Origin of the sequence: Paenibacillus xylanexedens (assembly GCF_007680605.1) — a bacterium.
Classification (GTDB): domain Bacteria; phylum Bacillota; class Bacilli; order Paenibacillales; family Paenibacillaceae; genus Paenibacillus; species Paenibacillus xylanexedens_B.
In genome coordinates this window covers 1,092,336-1,109,999 of record NZ_VEIO01000001.1, presented here as the reverse complement: position 1 = coordinate 1,109,999, position 17,664 = coordinate 1,092,336, and the positions used below count along the sequence as shown (strand labels likewise).

The window sequence follows — 17,664 nt, the reverse complement described above, 5'->3', positions numbered from 1 at the left end:
GCTGCACGTTAGCGAGAAAACGAACCCTGAGTTACTTAAGTGCACACAAACCTGAAAACTTACCCGCAAAATTTTATTTTTTATATATAGTTATGGATGATATCGGACAGATTTCAGATTTAAATAATAGTGCTTTTGGCCAAAATATACGGGTTCGACGGGGCACCGATTAACGTCTGCCCGCCAGTCAGCTTCACGTCTTTATCCAAAATGACATTCTCCAGCACAGTTCCCTCGCCAATGTAACATTTCTGCATAATGATTGAACCCTTAATCTTCGCACCCTTGGCCACATGCACACCCCGGAACAGGATGCTGTCTTGCACTTCACCGCCTACGATGCATCCATTGGCAAGCAAGGAATGTTTAACATCCGCTGATTCCAGATATTTGGCGGGGGCCTCGTATTTGATTTTGGTTTGCACGGGATCTTCTTTAAACAGTTGTTCATACTGCCCTGTATTCAGCAGATCCATGCTATTGCGGTAATAGCTGTCAATCGAGTTAATTACGGCATGATATCCTTCGTAGGCATAGGCCGCGATCTTCAATCCGCTCGGATTTTTCAGGATGGCGTCACGGAAGAAATGAGTCTCACCATGTTCAATGCAGCGCTGCACCTGTTTAAGGAACAGTTCTTTTTCCATGATAAAAATCTCCGTATATATATTCGTATGGTCAGCACATTGGTGAATGTCCACCACATTGCCATCTTCATCATGATCGACTTTAACGCAGGATTCATGCTCAGGTAGCAGTCGGTCTACTTTTTTGCAAACCAGTGTAACGTCCGCTCCCTTACGGATATGATACTGATAGACATCCTGAAGATCGGCCTTGGTCACATGGCGGCTGCCTGCGTGCACAACGTATTGCCCGGCGCCTCTGTGGAAGAAATCCAGATTGTTGTGAAAATGTTGCAAATCACCCTGCGACGTGTCCGTTGGATCGTTCCAATCGGGAGGAAGAATAAACATGCCCCCATGTTTGCGATCCAGATCCCATGGCTTACCATCGCCCAGATGGTCCATCAGCGAACGGTATTTGCGGCGAACAAATACGCCTATGCTCTCAATACCCGCATTCATCATGTTAGACAGGACAAAATCAATAAGACGATAACGCCCGGCATAAGGTACCGCGGCTCCGCAGCGAAAGTACGTCAATTCCTTCAATTCTTCCAGTTCATGGTCAAGGTTAATAACTCCAATTAGTGATTTCATGCCGCGCACCGTCCTTTGCCAACATTTTGGTCAATCAATTCGCTATTCCTTGACGCAACTGCCGTTCCAGTTCTTCCTGGTCTACCAGCAAAATATCACTCTCGTCTCCAGGCGCGGGGGCAATCCGGACTCCATCCGGAATGGCTAAGCCCTCGGCGATAATGGCGTTGTGAATGGACACATTACGGCCAATTTTGACCCGAGGCATAACAACGGAATCGATCACTGCACTGTTCTCTCCCACCTCGGTTCCATAGAACAGGACGGAATGATTCACCTCACCGTGCACGATGCTGCCTTCGCTGATAATACAGTTGCGCACCTTGGCGGCAGGAGATATATATTGAGCAGGCTGGTTCGGGTTACGGGTGAAAATACGCCAGCTCGGATCATTCAGATTCAGCGGCGTTTCCTCGTCCAGCAGATCCATATTGGATTCCCAAAGGCTGCGAATCGTTCCAACGTCTTTCCAATACCCTTCAAACGGATAAGCAACTAAAGATTTGTCATTTTCAAGCAACAACGGAATGATGTCTTTACCGAAATCGTAGGAGGTGGATGCCTGCTGTTCGTCCTGAATCAGGAAGCGTTTCAGCACATCCCATTTGAAGAGATAGATGCCCATGGAAGCAAGCGTGCTTCGGGGCTGAGAAGGTTTTTCTTCGAACTCATAGATGCTGTAATCATCATTCGTATTCAAAATGCCAAAGCGGCTCGCTTCTTCCATCGGTACGTCAATCACGGAAATGGTGCAATCGGCATTTTTTTCCTTGTGATACTGGAGCATCTTGTCATAGTCCATCTTATAGATATGATCACCCGACAGAATCAGCACATGTTCGGGATCAAATTGTTCAATAAAGTTAAGGTTACGGTAAATCGCGTCAGCGGTCCCGCGATACCAATTACTTCCGTCTTCCCGTTCATGGGGAGGAAGCACATAAACTCCGCCATTTTTACGATCCAGATCCCAGTCACTGCCAATACCGATGTAGGAATGCAAAACAAGTGGCTCGTATTGGGTCAACACACCAACGGTATCAATACCCGAATTTGAACAATTGCTCAGCGGAAAATCGATAATACGGTAGGTTCCACCAAAATAAACAGCGGGTTTCGCCAGTGATTTCGTCAAACCCTTTAATCGTTTACCCTGCCCTCCGGCGAGCAGCATCGCTACAACTTCTTTTTTTGCCATCATTACAGCCTCCTCCACGTGCATTCATTCTGATTCATTTCAGAGCCCATAATCGATATTTTGTTGTGAAAACACGACTGTCTTGATTAGGAGCATGCTGTACAGATGTGAAACGGATAAAGACATCATTCATATGTAACCAGACGTCTTTGGTTAGATGATCACAGGAATGTTGGTGCGGATCAAATCAATGATCTGTTTGAGTCGAAGTTCTTTTCAAATGCAGATGAGCGAAGCTGATGGTGTGTTTTAAAGCATGTAGATGGTGTTGATCTTGCAGAACATGTTGATTGTGTTGAAAACGACTTGGCTTGCATTGTAGACCGTGCTAATGATGGGTAATGAAAAATGAGCTTATTACCCATTAAACAGGAATTCGATCGGGGAATCTTGCGGTAACAGCAAATTTGAAAAAAATCAGGGCATCGCCGGTTTGAACCTTACGGGCTCCTGTAACTGCCGCTGTTATTTAAATCTATTCGATAGAAACGAATTAAAATCCTCTTGGTAATAATATGGTAAAACCATGCCAATTGATGATCAGGATGGTTGACACACATCAAAAAAAGCCGGATTTCTCCGGCGGCCCTACGCATTACCTATTCTACACTCTAATTCACCTTTATACCTTACATAAGCTTTCAGATCATATACCACATTGCTTAATACATACTGCCCCTGATTCACAAAAATTTCAATTAAGTTAGGCTCTACAAAGATGTTGAGTTCACAGCTTCCCTGAAGCTCCGGAGTCTGAAACTGAAGATCGTATTGATCCAATCCTCTAAATACCTCTGTACGATCGGTATGCACTCTTCCGTCTTCCAGCCATACGCGATAACCGCCAATATCCAGAACCTGATGTTCCTGCAACACAACTTTCAATTGAAATGGCTTCGCATGATCAATCTGCTCGACAGGCATAGGTGTCTTAAAATGAGTCTCCACCTCAGGATGCACCCGGAAATAGATCTGTTCGTCCTCGACCTCGATAACTCGTGGCAGGGCCATCATGCCAATCCACGGCTTCTCACCCGGATTCTTCACAGGTAGCGGCATTCGCATCCAGGCTACCATAACCCTGCGCCCTGCGGCATCCAGATTCGTCTGAGGCGCATACAAGTCCCCGCCATAATCAACCATATTCAATTGATCCGGAATGACGATATCACAGCTTTCTTCTATGAAGGAAACCAGACTGCACATCGCATGACTTGTATACAACGGTTCCTTTTGAATCCCTTCAGGGGACATCAGCAGTACAGTCTGCTCGGCTCCGCTCGAACGATCTGACAACCTGAAAATATCCGGACATTCCCACATATAACCGAGCCCTGGCTTGGTATAGCTGTTCACATACGTCCACCGGAGTAGATCCTCGCTTGAATAAAACAAAAGCTTGCCCCGCTGATCTCTCGTCTTCGTGCCCAAAATCATATAATACCGATCCCGATACTTCCACACTTTAGGATCACGTGTATGCGTGCGATGCCCCAGAACAGAATCGACGATCGGCGGGATGATCTGTTGCTTGGAAGCGAGGTTGTCAAACGTATAACCATCCTCCGAGATCATCAAAACCTGACTGGACTCGAATTGATCATCCACAATCACATGAACGTTCTCCTCATTGAGCACATCGTATTTGACAGCGGTATAAAAAATAAACATTTGGCCCTGCACTTCGAGTGCCGTTCCAGAGAAACACCCATTTTGGTCATAACCTTTGCTTGGATACAGAGCGATAGGATGATGCGTCCATGTGACCAAATCCGGACTGGTCGCATGCCCCCAATGCATCGTGCCCCACTGCAGGCCATACGGGAAGTATTGATAGAATAAGTGGTACTCTCCCCGGTAATAGATAAACCCGTTCGGGTCATTCATCCAGTTGCCAGGTGCTTTTACATGTAATTGATCCTGTTTCATCACGGCCTCCATCAACGATTTAAATAAACCGGAGTCTCCATCATAATATGTAAAGCCAACATCGTTAACTTTTCTCAACGACAGATGTAAGCGTATCCTACAATACATATCTGTTCAAGCCAAAAAAGCCGCCGGTCTCAGCGACTTCAATTGTAACATTAATTTCTTCTCTGTAGTCTAAACCGCAGTAAATATAAAAGTTTCTCTGCAATCTGTTCTAGATTATCTTTCGGAACAGGCTCATAACCTCATCCTTCGACGGTTGATACGGATTACCTGGTGCACAAGCATCTTTCATCGCATTGCTTGCAAGCAACTCCACATCCGGGTTCTGTACCCCAAGTTCGGACAGCTTCTCCGGAATACCCACTTCTTTGGCAAGGTCTCTGATCGCTGTAATTACGTAATCTGCACATTCCTCGTCGGTACGTTCCTTCACATCCATCCCGATTGCCTTGGCGATATGACGGAATTTGTCGGGCACATGTTTGGCATTCATCTCTTCCACATAAGGAAGCAACATCGCGTTGCAGACACCATGCGGCAGATCATACACTCCGCCTAATTGATGCGCCATGGCATGAACATATCCAAGCCCCGCATTATTAAAAGCAATACCACCCAGGAAACATGCGTAAGTCATATACTCCCTTGCTTCCAGATCGGTTCCATCCTTCACCGCTCTTGGCAAATATTCAAAGATTAATTTGACCGCAGCTGCTGCCGTTGCACTTGTAACTGTAAACCCACCTGGTGTAACCATCGCTTCAACCGCATGGGTTAATGCATCCATGCCCGTTGCAGCAGTCAGACTCGCAGGTTTACTCAGCATAAGCTCAGGGTCATTTACCGACAGATCAACCAGACAGTTTCGGTCTACCATCACCATTTTCACTTTTCTCTCCTCATCTGTAATCACATAGTTCATCGTTACCTCGCTTGATGTACCAGCCGTTGTATTGACAGCTACCAGCGGGACCGATTTGGATCGGGATTTGTGCAGTCCTTCATATTGACGGATGTGTCCACCGTTTGCTGCAACGATCCCGATCGCTTTTGCAGCATCCTGCGGTGAACCTCCGCCTATCGATACAATGGCGTCACAGCCATGGTTCTGGAACACTTGTAACCCTTCATGCACTTGCTGACATGTTGGATTGGGCTGTACCTCATCATATACGACATAGTCTAACCCTGCTTTCCGCAGCGTAGACAATACACGTTCGGCGATACCTGACGTAACCAGTTCCTGATCCGTAACAACCAGTGCCTTACGTATACCCATCTGTCCAATCATTGGAGCTGCATCCTGCAAACACCCTCTACCCATTAAATTCACGGGTGGGACATAATATGCATGCGTTGCCATCTGAACCAGCCTCCTGTAACCCTGATTTACTACCTTTATTGTAACTGAATCCGTTTCCAGCTATAGTGAAATAAATCACATTCACTTGATAAATGTTACATTGTCCCATACAGCAAACCGGATTTTATGGTTTCTTTGATCATAAAAAGACGGCTTAGACACCCTCAGGGTCCAAGCCGCCATATCTTTGATTACTTTTTTGATTACAATGCCTTGTCGTTTACACCATCAAGCCAAGCTTCAATCTCGCCAATGACGGAGGATACACAGCCGTCTTCAAAAGGCGATTTTAACCCGGCAAGTTCCACCAGACCTGTGAAGGACAAGCTACCGCCAGCTTTGCACAACGTCAGATAATCAGCCCATGCTGATTTCATATCCTCATTACTGCGTTTCCAGAACTGGAACGCACAGATTTGAGCCAGTGTATAATCAATGTAATAGAATGGTGAAGAGAAAATATGACCTTGTTTATGCCAGAATCCACCTTGCTCCAGATACGCATTATCCTTGTAGTTGATATGCGGCAGATAGATTTTCTCAATGTTGCGCCAAGCCTGTTTGCGCTCAGCCGGTGTTGCCTCTGGGTTCGCATACACAAAATGCTGGAATTCATCCACAGCGACCCCGTAAGGAATGAACAACAACGCAGAGGACAAATGGTCAAACTTATACTTGTCCGTATCTTCTTTGAAGAACAGCTCCATCCATGGCCAAGTGAAAAACTCCATACTCATCGAATGGATCTCTGCAGATTCGAAGGTCGGCCAGTTATATTCCGGCACTGCAAAATTGCGGCTCTCGTACACCTGGAAAGCGTGCCCTGCTTCATGGGTCAATACATCAATGTCACCCGAGGTACCGTTGAAGTTGGAGAAAATAAACGGCACTTTGTAATCGTTCAGGAACGTACAATATCCGCCGCCCTGTTTGCCTTTTTTGCTCACCAGATCCATCAGCTCGTTGTCAGTCATCATCTGGAAAAACACATCTGTTTCTGGTGAAAGTTCGGCGTACATCCGTTTCCCGTTCTCTACGATCCAGTCTGGATCACCTTTGGGTGTTGGATTGCCCGTCTTGAAACTAAAACCCTGATCGTAAAAATAAAGCGTATCGACATCGATCCGGCTACGCTGACGTTCTCTGAGCTTGGTCGCAACAGGCACGATGTAGTCGCGGACTTGTGCGCGGAAATTAGCTACCATCTCCGCATTGTAGTCTGTACGGTTCATACGGTCATAACCAAGCTCCACATAGCTTGGATACCCCAGCTTTTTCGCAATCTGTGTACGTACCTTCACCAGTTCATCGTAAATGCGGTCGAATTCCGCTTCGTGCTCCGCCATAAACGTGTAACGGGCTTCTGAAGCACGTTCGCGCATCGAGCGATCCGTAGACAGCTCAAACGGATGAAGCTGCGGCAACGTGCGCTCTTCGCCTTCGAATGGAATTTTGGCAGAAGCAATCAGCTGATTGTATTCGGTAGAAAGTTTATTTTCCTTCTGGAGCTCTTCAATGATCTCCGGGCTAAATGTTTTCAAAGCTTGCTCAGCGAGCTGAAACAGTTGGGTTCCCCACTTCTGTTCTAGTTCTGCACGGAACTTGGAGTTCACCAGCGCACGGTAAAAATCGGTAATGTATTCCTGAACAACAGGCTGACTATCATCCAGGAACTCATTCTCTGCCTTATAAAACTCATCATTCGTATCAATGGAATGGCGGATGTAGACCAGCTGTGCCTGTGTTTCAAAATCACTACGCAACGCATTGATCTTGTCCATGAATTCACTTTGCTCTTCCACTGAAGCCGCCGCTTCGAATCCCTTCAGCAGTTCACCGAAAGAGGTCTTGATGTGTTCCAGATCGGGACGTGTATACGTGTATTCACTAAACTTCATTTATGTACACCCTTTCCTGTTTGGCAAATTTCGGGAAAAACCCGAGAAGCTATCCCCTATTATACAAAAGTGAAGCCTAAAAATCCCAACTTTACGAAAAATATTTGTCCATCGGTCAAATGCTTTTACACAAATATCAAATAAGCCCGCCTCGCATCTGCGAAGCAAGCTTATAGGCTTGTCTTTTTCAATTGTTCCTATGGATGGTTCCACAATTAATGTTTGTCTTCGTCAACAATCTTATAGAACCAGCCCATTCCAATCATACCCACAACCATAATCGCAGCCAGAATAATAATATAAGTCATGAATGTACCTCCCTTGCCCGTATATTCATCTCTATCTTAGTGTACACGCGGAATGGCCGTTTGAATTAACCGAACATTGACAAAAATACGAAATCTTTAATTTTAATCAACGATAAACATCACTTTCACTTTACTTTTTTCATCCGGCGCCATAGTAATCTCACCATTTACCTCGTTTTATACATCTTGTTCGCATCTCCCGTCGTTCCGTTGTATACTATACTTCTGGATTGGATAGATATGGACATTATCACACTAGACCTAAGCAGAAAGGCAGGCTCCACATGTCAACTCGCATTTATATACGCCAATTATCGCTTTCTATTATGCTTTCCCTCATGCTTGTCATGTTGTCTGCCTGTGCAGATGGAGAAGCCCATGTAACCGTGAATACCAATGGAACGGCCGATCTGGATCTGAATCTAAGTGTGTCGGACTCGGCTCTTGGCAAAATTGGACAAGACAATCTGATGCCCTTGCTGGCTGAAGCATTGGAACGGAATAACTTTAAGACAGAAGTGACCAAACAGGCGGACCAGAACGTGTTGAAAGCAACGACTCATTACGAAAAAAGCAACATGACCGGATTCGATTCCTCGAAGCTACCGCCAGGAATTCATATCGAACAATCCAAGACACCGGGTTTCTTCACATCCCAGATGCATATCCTTGCCGAAGCCGACCTTATGGAATCGATGCCGGATGGGGATATTAAAGATAGGATCAACAGCGTTCCGGGTTTTCTCAAACGGCTTTTGTTAAAAGATGTGAATTTTGATTTCAAACTTTCTCTGCCGATTAAAGCCCAGGATTCCAATGCCGATCAGGTAGAAGATGGCGGTAAAACGCTAATCTGGAACATTTCTCCTTTGCAAAAAAATAAGCTGGATTTGACGTTACAGATTCCGAATATTCGGAATATCCTGTTGGTGGCTATCGCTGGCCTTGTCTTGATCCTGGCCCTGCTCATCTGGTTCTTCATGCGGCGCAGACGGGCAAGACGACAGCAAAATTCGATTGCAGATCCAAAAAAATCATAACCCCTGCCGTGCAATGAGATTTGTGACTTGCCAAACGGTGTTATGGATAGTAGAATACATCCGTACTGTGAGAACGGTTAACGATGATTAAAGCAAAAATTAAAGAGGTGAACAAGTTTCATGAATATCCGGGAATGCGCCCTGCCTGGTATCGGGGTGAAGTACCAGTTCCATACAAAAGGTGGTAATCAGTTAGTCATCATCAAGCACGAAGACGGACGCCGTGAGTTATTTTCGGTGGACCCGAAGGATGAGGAAGAGCTCACGCTGATCGCAGAATTGGAAGATGATGAATGTGTAACGCTCTCAGGATTAATCGGAGGATGGTCCTGATTACGGAGTTTCTAAACCGTATAGTAACTTCAACCACTTGAACGCACAAAAAAACAAAAAATTTATAACCCAAAAAACCTGTACTCCGTTGGAGATACAGGTTTTTGTCTTTGTTATTCTCTGGGCGCCCTCTGAGAATGAATGTAAGGTACCCATATGTTTAACACTCGGATAATTTCTGCCGAGTGGAAAGGTTTGCTTATGAAGTCTTGCATTCCGCATTGCAGGCACGCTTCCCGGTCTCGTTCCCCTGCAAAGGCTGTTATCGCAGCGATCACAGGGATTTCAGGATGCATTTTCCTGATCTCACAGGTCGCTTCAATCCCATCCATCACAGGCATTTGAATATCCATAAAAATCAGATCATAAGGGGTAGTTGCAAGCAAGTGTATAGCTTGTTCTCCATTTTCGACGACATCGCACACACCACCAAATTTGCGAAGCATCTCCTCCAGAAGATGGCTATTCACTGCCTGATCCTCAGCGATTAATATCCGAATGCCTTGTGCAAGACGGTTACGTTCGGGCAGTCCTACCGTGACAGAAAAATCACCTTCTTCGGACACCATTTCCTCTTTCCACCTGTCCAGCACAATTGTAAACTGGAATTCCGCCCCCTGCCCGATCTCACTTTGAACCCCGATGGCTCCGCCCATCAGCTCAACTAATTTCTTGCTAATGGCAAGTCCCAGCCCCGTTCCTCCAAATTTCCGATTAATCGCTGGGTCCAACTGGGAGAAGGATTGAAATAATTGATGCTGTTTATCAAATGCAATGCCAATGCCTGTATCTTTAACTTTAAACGAAAGCATCAACTGATCTGGACCGTATTCTTGCGAAGAATCCATCTCCGCGACGATCGTGACGCTTCCTTTTTCGGTAAATTTAACAGCATTACCTACTAAATTAATTAGAATTTGACGGATTCTTGTCTCATCTCCACGTACACGTTCCGGAATGTGATCCGATATTTCACTGTACAGCTCAATATTCTTCTCAGAGGCTTTAATGGAGAACAGCTCCATTACATTGCCTAACATGTCCCGAATATCTACTGGCCCCTGTTCCAGATCCATTTTGCCTGCTTCGATTTTACTGAAATCCAATATTTCATTCAAAATATAGAGTAGCGACTCCCCGCTATCAATCATGATCTCGGTAAATCCCTGTTGCTCCTCGTTCAGCTCTGTTTCCATCAAGAGATGTGCCATTCCCATAATCCCGTTAAGCGGTGTACGAAGCTCGTGGCTCATAATAGCAAGAAACTCGGATTTCGCACGGTCGGCATGCTCTGCTGCTTCCTTGGCACGAATGATTTCTTTTACCGAAGTCATATCGCGGAAGACCAGCACAGCACCGCGTGTTTTCCCTTGATCCATAATCGGCTTCAGTTGGAACTCTGCGAGAAAACTGGAACCGTCCTGACGCCAAAATACGGATTCGGTACGAGGCAAGGCCCTCCCTTCACGCACAGCCTGCAAAATAGGTGTGCCATTCGTCGGATATGGAATGCCTTCGCTCTGCATCTGTATCATCATTTTTTCCAAAGGTTTACCGTTCATCTCACTCGGACAGATATTCATCATCTCCGCCGCTGCAGGATTGGCGAAATTCACGTTTCCATCCAGATCCAGCCCAATCACACCTTCGGACATTCCATTCAAGATCAGTGCTCTTTCATAACTTAGATTTTCAATCTCTTCGACGTACCGTTTGGCTGCTGTAACATCACTCGTAATGCCGTAGACACCAACCACTTTATCCTCTAATAAGATTGGAACGTTGATCACACTTGTCTCGATTCGTTGTCCATCCTTATGAATCAGACCAATCTCATAACGCTGCGCTACACCCTTGACCGATTCTTCAAAATGATAACGCGTCTTCTCCAAGTCGACCGGATCAATCAAATGATCAAAAGGTCGGCTTAACAGTTCTTCTTTGCTATGCCCTGTTAATTGCTCCTGCCCTGCGTTCGCTTTCAGCAAGTTCCCATCCAGATCCAGCGATGCCACACCAAGCGGATTACAATCAAACAATGACTTGTACTCCTGCAAACTCAATTGCTGCTGTTTGCTTTCTGTAATGTCACGTGTGACCGCAACCATCTCTTGCAGATTACCCGACTCGTCACAAACATAATGGGTCAATGTATCTCCCCACACTACGGACCCGTCCTTATGCAACAGTCGATAACTGATTCTCTCAGGGGTAAGTCCCTCCGTCTGACCGCGGATATATGCCTTCACCATCGGGATATCTTCCGGATGAATACAGAACATTCCAGAGCGTCCGCACATTTCTTCCGGCGCGTAACCCAGCATTCTTCTGCTGGCATCCGATACATATTTAAACGTGCGCTCGGCATCCGCTTCGTGAATGGCAATCAAATCCATGGACGATTCAGCTAGAATACGAGAAATACGACTGCTTTCTTCCAGTTGCTTACGCTGTTCAAGGAGTGTTTCTTCTGCCTCTTTTTGCTTCGTAATGTCTGCAGCTTGTACTAGTAAATATAAAGGCTCTCCGCTTACCTCGTCCCGGACTATGCAAGCTCTGATTGTTGCCCACAGCAACGTACCGTTTTTTCGTTTCAGGCGCACCTCTGTTTCGTACATGGGCTGTTCACCGTTAGTCATCTCCCAGAAATTACGGCGAAACTCTTCGTACCTGAGGTCCTCTTCATAAATCATATGTACAACGGAAGTATGCAACAGTTCTTCCTCCGTTGATCCAAGCATCTCGCAAAAAGCTGGATTTAACTGCACCCACAGTCCATTAACATGAGAAGCGACAGCAATGCCGATTGGCGCGTGTGTGTATAATTGTTCGAACAGTGACCGGCTCTGTGTGATGGAGTTCGACACTACATATCCTCCCTTACTAAGAATGTGAATGTTATTCGTATGAACAGATCGACCTGAACATAACTATATCTTATAGAGTAGTACCCCAAATGCCACGATAGTTAAACGAAACAAAAGCAAAAAAATATGACAACAATCGACACGTTAAGATCTTCAGCTTTTCAGCACAGCCCATGTCATGAAAGAACGGAGGTTACTGCCCCATGATTATTGTTGCGAATCAACCGATTCAACTGTCTCCATCCGAATGGTCTGCATTTGAATGGTATTGGTTACAGCAGCTGCAAAACCGCCCTATAAGGTATGTGTACCAGTCCATGGATCATCTCCATTTTGAATGGCACTTAAGAGAATCCCTTGTTGACGCAGCCGAAGGGTTGAACCGAAGCGGTGTCAGCTTTGCCTCATTCGAAGACTCCAGGTGTAACCCTGCCTTTTGGAATCGAAATGCACAGGGTGGATTCGAGCTAAGGCCAGATGTAACACCTGCAGAGGGCATCCGAGATATATGGAGAAACGGACGCTTGTATGCGTTCGAGTGTGCAACCGCTACCGTTATTGTACTCTATGGAGGCGTACTTGGAAGCATCCGTGAGGATGCATTTAATTCATTATTCCGTAATCTGTTGCTGTTTGACTGGCATTACGACAGTGATCTGCGTTTGACAGAAAAGAATGGCAAGGAACTCGCTCTACCTGGAGATGTGCTTTATTTCAAAAATCCGGATGTGTCACCCAAAACTCCTGAATGGCAAGGTGAAAACACCATTATGTTGCGGGAAAACTGGTACTACGGACACGGTATTGGCATTGCTAGCGGTCAGGAAATTATCCGGACCTTAAATCATTTTCGTTTTCCCGGCAGCATGACCTCGGCCTATTTAATGGATATGGTCATATATCCAGACTTTCTTTATTTATCCCGCTATGCCAAAAATGCTACCGGCAGCAACCCGGACGTAACCACACCCGTATTACCTGGACAAATGTATGTTCGAGTGGGTAGCAGCCGCTATTTGCGTGCTTGAATGTTTTGATCAGACGATCAGCTGCCGTTCATTAATAGGATAACCTATGTATTGCAAAAAGCCCAATCACAAGCAGCAATGACGCTGACTTGATATTGGGCTCCTTGCAATACGTTATCAGTTCGTTGGATCAAGCTGAACAACGACTTGCTTGCCGCTAACCTGAACTCCCGTCGTTTTAGTGCCGTGTTCCTTCAACGCTTTGCACAGTTCTTCTGCCCAGGCTTTGCCCGACTCTCCCTCTTTGGCTCCATGCACTTGGATGACCAATTTCACGGAGTCACCTTTTTTTAAAATACGCTCTGCTTGGGACTGCTTCACATCCCGGTCATGGTCCTCCATCTGCAGATGCAACCGAATCTCCTTTACTTTGCGTTTATCCGGAGATTTGCCTGCCTTTTTCTTCGCCTGCTGTGCTTCTTCACGGGCAGCGCCCGCACCAATCAGTTTACACGGAGGTGGGCTGGTCATCAGGGACAAGCACACCAAATCTACCTTATGTTGTTTGGCCAGTGCCAGTGCTTCCCGTGTTGACATGACGCCCAGGTCTTCTCCATTCAGACCGGTAAGTTGCACTTCGTTCGCTTTGATCTTTTCATTTTTAATGATCTGAGCCATGCATCTTCCTCCTTGACATGAAAAGCCTGTCCTGATCACTGAAGATCAGAGCAGGCTTAATAATAGATTGCATGTTGTAAGACTTTATAAATTATAACCGTTTCCTGCGTTACCCAGTTACGTTAAGATTAACGACTAGTCATTTACGTTGACTTCTCGCATTATCTTGTCGAGTCCCCGAATTACAACGAGTTAAATGCTTCAGTCAGCACAGGTACGATCTGCGATTTGCGAGATACAACACCTTTGAGCAATGCTTTGTGGTCTGTCAGCGTTACGTTGTATGCTTTTTCAACCGCTTGAGTGGATGCACCATAAGCCAGTCCAACGGAGTCATTGTTCAAGATATCCGTCACGACAAACAAGAACAGGTCAAGTCCTTTGCTGGAGATGATCGCTTCAATCGCTGCCTCAAGCTCAGGCTGTTTTACAAGCACATCATTAACGTCCACCGCATTCACTTGTGCGATTTCCACTTTCGCTGTACCCATAGCGAATTCTTTCGCATCCAGAGAGATTAGCTCAGCGATTGTTTTCTGACTCAAGTCCGCTCCAGCTTTCAGCATGTCCAGACCGTAGCTATCTGCATCCACACCGGCAATGGCAGCCAGCTCACGTGCTGCTGCAACATCTTGCTCGGTGCATGTTGGAGATTTGAACAACAAGGAATCCGAGATAATGGCGGACAGCATCAGACCCGCAATCGGCGCGCTGATTTCAACGCCGTTCTCTTTGTACATTTTGTTCAAAATCGTTGCGGTACAGCCTACAGGCTCAGCACGGAAATACAATGGCTGGCTTGTCTCAAAATTGGCAATACGGTGGTGGTCGATCACTTCTACAACGGTTACGTCTTCGATATCGCTTACGCTTTGCTGACGTTCGTTGTGATCCACCAGAATAACTTTGTTAACTTCGTTCGCTGCCGTTTTGATCAAACGTGGTGCAGCAACCTTGAATTGATCCAGAGCATACTGCGTTTCGCCGTTCACTTCGCCCAGGCGCACCGCTTCAACTTCCTGTCCCAATTTGCTTTTCAGGTCTGCATACGCGATTGCTGAGCAGATCGTGTCTGTATCCGGGTTTTTGTGGCCGAAAATTAGTACTTTTTCCATATCATAGCCCTCCGTCAATTCGAGTTTAAGTTAAACTTATCCTTGTTTTGAATCATACCTTACTGATTATAGCGCTTATACGTCTTAATTCCAATCCCTTTACAGCGAATTAATTGCAGCTCATGCAAAAACCAGCTTCGGTAGTGGCAAACACCGGGAACCAAGAGGACGCTATTAGCTTATTATTATCAACAGGTATCCACGTCTGTTCTAATTTGCAGGTGCATTCGCTACATTTGTAATCAGATGTCCGTCCAGCTTGTCACCTTTACACAGCGCTTGTACGAGCTCCCGGCCTGATTCCGGGGTCATTTTACCGTACCAGTCCCCTTGCGGATACACAATCGTTACACATCCATCATCGCAGCGGCCATTACATTTGGTACGTGTTGTATGAATGAATCCTCCGGCCTGCTGTTTCGCAATTTCGTCCCGCACCGCCTGAGTGACTTCTTCCCCCTCATTACGCATACATGTTCCGCCGTTACAGAATAAAATATGGTGTTGCAGTTGATCCAGATTATAGATAGCCAAACTCGCTTCATTCCTCTCACATCAATAGGATATGTATCTTCTTATGATTGCATAGTATAACATTACAACTCTATAAATTAGCACATCTATCCAGGTTTGTGCAACGATAATGATAAACTACAGCTCAGGATCGAACGTCTTCAATCCTTTTTTCACATAGAACGTCTGCAAACGACCTGCCTCGTTAATCTCCAGCAAATTCAATTGTGCGCCATAAGCACATCCACCGTCTATACCGATCTTGTCTCCGCGCGGGTCCATCCAGATTCCAGGCTCATCCTGCAAATATTGCACAGGCGTATGTCCAAACACAACAATGTCCTGAAGTGCTGTAGGTTTGCTATAAAAAGGTTCGCGAATCCAGATAAAATCCCGTTCGGACTGGTTTCTCCAGTCGGGTACATCCGGGTTAATCCCCGCGTGTACGAAAATATATCCCGGAATTTCATACGACAACGGAAGTTCGTCCAGAAAATGCAGATGATGCCCATAATGAGAGCGCATCCATTGTTTGTCCTGAGCATACGCCTGCCAGTCCATCTGATCACTATCATACGGAACGGGTAGATAACTCGCCAGCGTCTGTAATCCGCCATTGCGGATCCAGTGTAAATCGTACTCCTCTATATCATGGGTCAGAGCCTTCACCATCATGGCATCATGATTCCCTTTGAGAATAACGATCTGGTTCTCTTGTCTTAGCTTCATGATCTGCTCAATGACCTGTTTGCTTTTAGGGCCTCGATCTACATAATCCCCCAGCAAAATCAACTCATCCTGCGACGGGTCGTAATGAACCTGCTCCAGCAGTGCATTGAATTCATCATAACAACCGTGAATGTCACTGATGACACATCTGCGCAAGTGAATCTCCTCTCTTTCCGGTTGAGCCCAAAATGCAAACCGGAACCCTGTCTGCCAGCTGCAACACAACTACAGCCAAGTCAAACAAGGTTCCAATCCTATCCAGACTTATATTCCCGATCCTATGGCTATAATCCTGCTTTAATTCTGATTCAGATCGAAAGCTTCTGCAATCAGACGGAAAGAACGCAGACGTGCTTCGAACGAATGGATGGCAGAGGCGATAATTACTTCATCGGCTTCGTGACGTTCAGCCATTGCAATAATTTTGTCCTTCACCTGATCCGGCGTGCCAATGATGGAGAATGAGCGGCGCTGACGAATCTGTTCCAATTCCATCGCTGTATATGGGTAGTTACTCACTGTTTCAAGAGAAGGAAAGGACTTCTGTTCCAATCCGCGTCCAAGTCGCAGGAAAAATAACTCATTGCTGCGAGCCAGTTCAGCGGCTTCTTCTTCTGTATCTGCACAGAAAGCGGAGACCGCAATCATGGAGTGGGGTTTGTCGCCTAGAATGGACGGTTTGAAGTGGCGACGATAGTGTTTCATCGCTTCCTCACCACCTGGTGTTCCAAAGAACTGGGCAAATGCATAAGCAGTCCCTTGGGCCGCGGCGATCCTTGCTCCTTCCGAGCTGGACCCCAAGAGCCATACTTCGGGTACCGTTGGAACGGAAGGCCCCGCTACGAGTGAAGCAAAACGATGATCTTCAGGCAACTGCTCGTAGAAGTACCCACCAAGATCCGCAATTTGCTGCGGGAAAAACTGTACATTGGATGATTTGCCCTCGTTCAATGCCCTGCTGGCAATAGGCATACCTCCTGGCGCACGCCCAATGCCGAGGTCAATACGTCCAGGGTGCAATGCTTCAAGCAAACGGAAGTTTTCCGCCACTTTATACGCGCTGTAATGCGGCAGCATAACGCCTCCTGATCCTACTCGAATCCGCTCCGTATGGGCAGCCACATGGCCAATCATGATTTCCGGACTTGAAAAGGACAGCGCACCGCCTCCGTGATGCTCAGACATCCAAAATCGGGAATAACCCAGTTGTTCGGCATGCTGCGCTAACGTTACAGCCTCCTGCAAAGCATCATGTACATGGCGACCCTCGCTAATGTGTCCATGCTCCAATACACTCAATTTCATATATATTCATTCCTCTCGTCTGTGAAGTGATGGAATAAAGGTGCTTTTCCCTTTTTGCTTACTTGTCCATTGTAACATTAAAAATTACAGTTTCAAACTTTACATTACTTTACTCTTCATTCTTCCCCCTTACGTTTCGAAAAGAAAATAAAAAACGCAACCAGTTTTTAGCTGGCTGCGTTACAGGAGCA

At 46.0% G+C, this 17,664-nt stretch carries 14 protein-coding genes; 3 read left to right on the top strand and 11 right to left on the bottom strand.

Annotated features, from left to right (window positions below; translation table 11 throughout):
* Positions 1-119: 119 nt before the first annotated feature.
* From glgD to FS818_RS05120, 5 genes are all read right to left on the bottom strand, one after another.
* The gene (gene glgD, locus FS818_RS05140; protein ID WP_145330205.1) at positions 120-1,223 is read right to left on the bottom strand and encodes a glucose-1-phosphate adenylyltransferase subunit GlgD; all 1,104 of its coding nucleotides are present in this window, start codon (positions 1,221-1,223) and stop codon (positions 120-122) included.
* Between the two features lie 34 nt (positions 1,224-1,257).
* Positions 1,258-2,421, bottom strand: coding sequence for a glucose-1-phosphate adenylyltransferase (locus tag FS818_RS05135; protein ID WP_145330203.1), 1,164 nt, complete (start codon positions 2,419-2,421; stop codon positions 1,258-1,260).
* Between the two features lie 588 nt (positions 2,422-3,009).
* Complete coding sequence (locus FS818_RS05130) at positions 3,010-4,428, bottom strand: glycoside hydrolase family 32 protein (RefSeq protein ID WP_260989785.1); 1,419 nt, start codon at positions 4,426-4,428, stop codon at positions 3,010-3,012.
* Positions 4,429-4,567: 139 nt separating this feature from the next.
* Positions 4,568-5,719: an iron-containing alcohol dehydrogenase gene (locus FS818_RS05125; protein ID WP_145330199.1), complete on the bottom strand. Its 1,152-nt coding sequence runs from the start codon at positions 5,717-5,719 to the stop codon at positions 4,568-4,570.
* A 203-nt stretch (positions 5,720-5,922) separates the two neighbouring features.
* Positions 5,923-7,617 carry a M3 family oligoendopeptidase gene (locus tag FS818_RS05120; protein ID WP_145330197.1) on the bottom strand — a complete coding sequence of 565 codons (1,695 nt, stop codon included), beginning with the start codon at positions 7,615-7,617 and terminating at the stop codon, positions 5,923-5,925.
* Between the two features lie 592 nt (positions 7,618-8,209).
* Here FS818_RS05120 and FS818_RS05115 point away from each other — a divergent pair.
* A complete protein-coding gene (locus FS818_RS05115) occupies positions 8,210-8,965 on the top strand; it encodes a hypothetical protein (RefSeq protein ID WP_145330195.1) in 756 nt (251 codons plus the stop codon).
* 120 nt (positions 8,966-9,085) lie between these two features.
* Positions 9,086-9,298, top strand: coding sequence for a cation:proton antiporter regulatory subunit (locus FS818_RS05110; RefSeq protein ID WP_145330193.1), 213 nt, complete (start codon positions 9,086-9,088; stop codon positions 9,296-9,298).
* A gap of 113 nt (positions 9,299-9,411) precedes the next feature.
* Here FS818_RS05110 and FS818_RS05105 read toward each other — a convergent pair whose 3' ends face one another.
* Entirely contained in the window at positions 9,412-12,165 is a 2,754-nt protein-coding gene (locus tag FS818_RS05105) for a PAS domain-containing hybrid sensor histidine kinase/response regulator (RefSeq protein WP_145330191.1), read from the bottom strand.
* A 203-nt stretch (positions 12,166-12,368) separates the two neighbouring features.
* Between FS818_RS05105 and FS818_RS05100 the strand changes: the two genes are divergently transcribed.
* Entirely contained in the window at positions 12,369-13,193 is an 825-nt protein-coding gene (locus tag FS818_RS05100) for a protein-glutamine gamma-glutamyltransferase (RefSeq protein WP_145330189.1), read from the top strand.
* A 117-nt stretch (positions 13,194-13,310) separates the two neighbouring features.
* On the opposite strand, the gene infC is transcribed toward FS818_RS05100, so the two are convergent.
* The 5 genes from infC to FS818_RS05075 form a co-directional block, all read right to left on the bottom strand.
* A complete protein-coding gene (gene infC, locus FS818_RS05095) occupies positions 13,311-13,802 on the bottom strand; it encodes a translation initiation factor IF-3 (protein ID WP_145332762.1) in 492 nt (163 codons plus the stop codon).
* 191 nt (positions 13,803-13,993) lie between these two features.
* Complete coding sequence (locus FS818_RS05090; RefSeq protein ID WP_145330187.1) at positions 13,994-14,926, bottom strand: manganese-dependent inorganic pyrophosphatase; 933 nt, start codon at positions 14,924-14,926, stop codon at positions 13,994-13,996.
* 210 nt (positions 14,927-15,136) lie between these two features.
* Positions 15,137-15,460 (bottom strand): (2Fe-2S) ferredoxin domain-containing protein, encoded by a 324-nt coding sequence (locus tag FS818_RS05085; protein WP_145330185.1) that lies wholly within the window; start codon positions 15,458-15,460, stop codon positions 15,137-15,139.
* A 117-nt stretch (positions 15,461-15,577) separates the two neighbouring features.
* Entirely contained in the window at positions 15,578-16,324 is a 747-nt protein-coding gene (locus FS818_RS05080) for a metallophosphoesterase family protein (RefSeq protein ID WP_145330184.1), read from the bottom strand.
* 141 nt (positions 16,325-16,465) lie between these two features.
* Positions 16,466-17,473: an LLM class flavin-dependent oxidoreductase gene (locus FS818_RS05075; RefSeq protein WP_145330182.1), complete on the bottom strand. Its 1,008-nt coding sequence runs from the start codon at positions 17,471-17,473 to the stop codon at positions 16,466-16,468.
* Between the last annotated feature and the right edge of the window lie 191 nt (positions 17,474-17,664).

What these genes read in the sequence shown, in the direction of transcription:
- FS818_RS05110 (WP_145330193.1), top strand. Translation starts at nt 9,086, where the DNA reads ATGAATATCCGGGAATGCGCCCTGCCTGGTATCGGGGTGAAGTACCAG.
- FS818_RS05075 (WP_145330182.1), bottom strand. Translation starts at nt 17,473, where the DNA reads ATGAAATTGAGTGTATTGGAGCATGGACACATTAGCGAGGGTCGCCAT.
- FS818_RS05120 (WP_145330197.1), bottom strand. Translation starts at nt 7,617, where the DNA reads ATGAAGTTTAGTGAATACACGTATACACGTCCCGATCTGGAACACATC.
- glgD (WP_145330205.1), bottom strand. Translation starts at nt 1,223, where the DNA reads ATGAAATCACTAATTGGAGTTATTAACCTTGACCATGAACTGGAAGAA.
- FS818_RS05115 (WP_145330195.1), top strand. Translation starts at nt 8,210, where the DNA reads ATGTCAACTCGCATTTATATACGCCAATTATCGCTTTCTATTATGCTT.
- FS818_RS05125 (WP_145330199.1), bottom strand. Translation starts at nt 5,719, where the DNA reads ATGGCAACGCATGCATATTATGTCCCACCCGTGAATTTAATGGGTAGA.
- FS818_RS05135 (WP_145330203.1), bottom strand. Translation starts at nt 2,421, where the DNA reads ATGGCAAAAAAAGAAGTTGTAGCGATGCTGCTCGCCGGAGGGCAGGGT.
- FS818_RS05100 (WP_145330189.1), top strand. Translation starts at nt 12,369, where the DNA reads ATGATTATTGTTGCGAATCAACCGATTCAACTGTCTCCATCCGAATGG.
- FS818_RS05090 (WP_145330187.1), bottom strand. Translation starts at nt 14,926, where the DNA reads ATGGAAAAAGTACTAATTTTCGGCCACAAAAACCCGGATACAGACACG.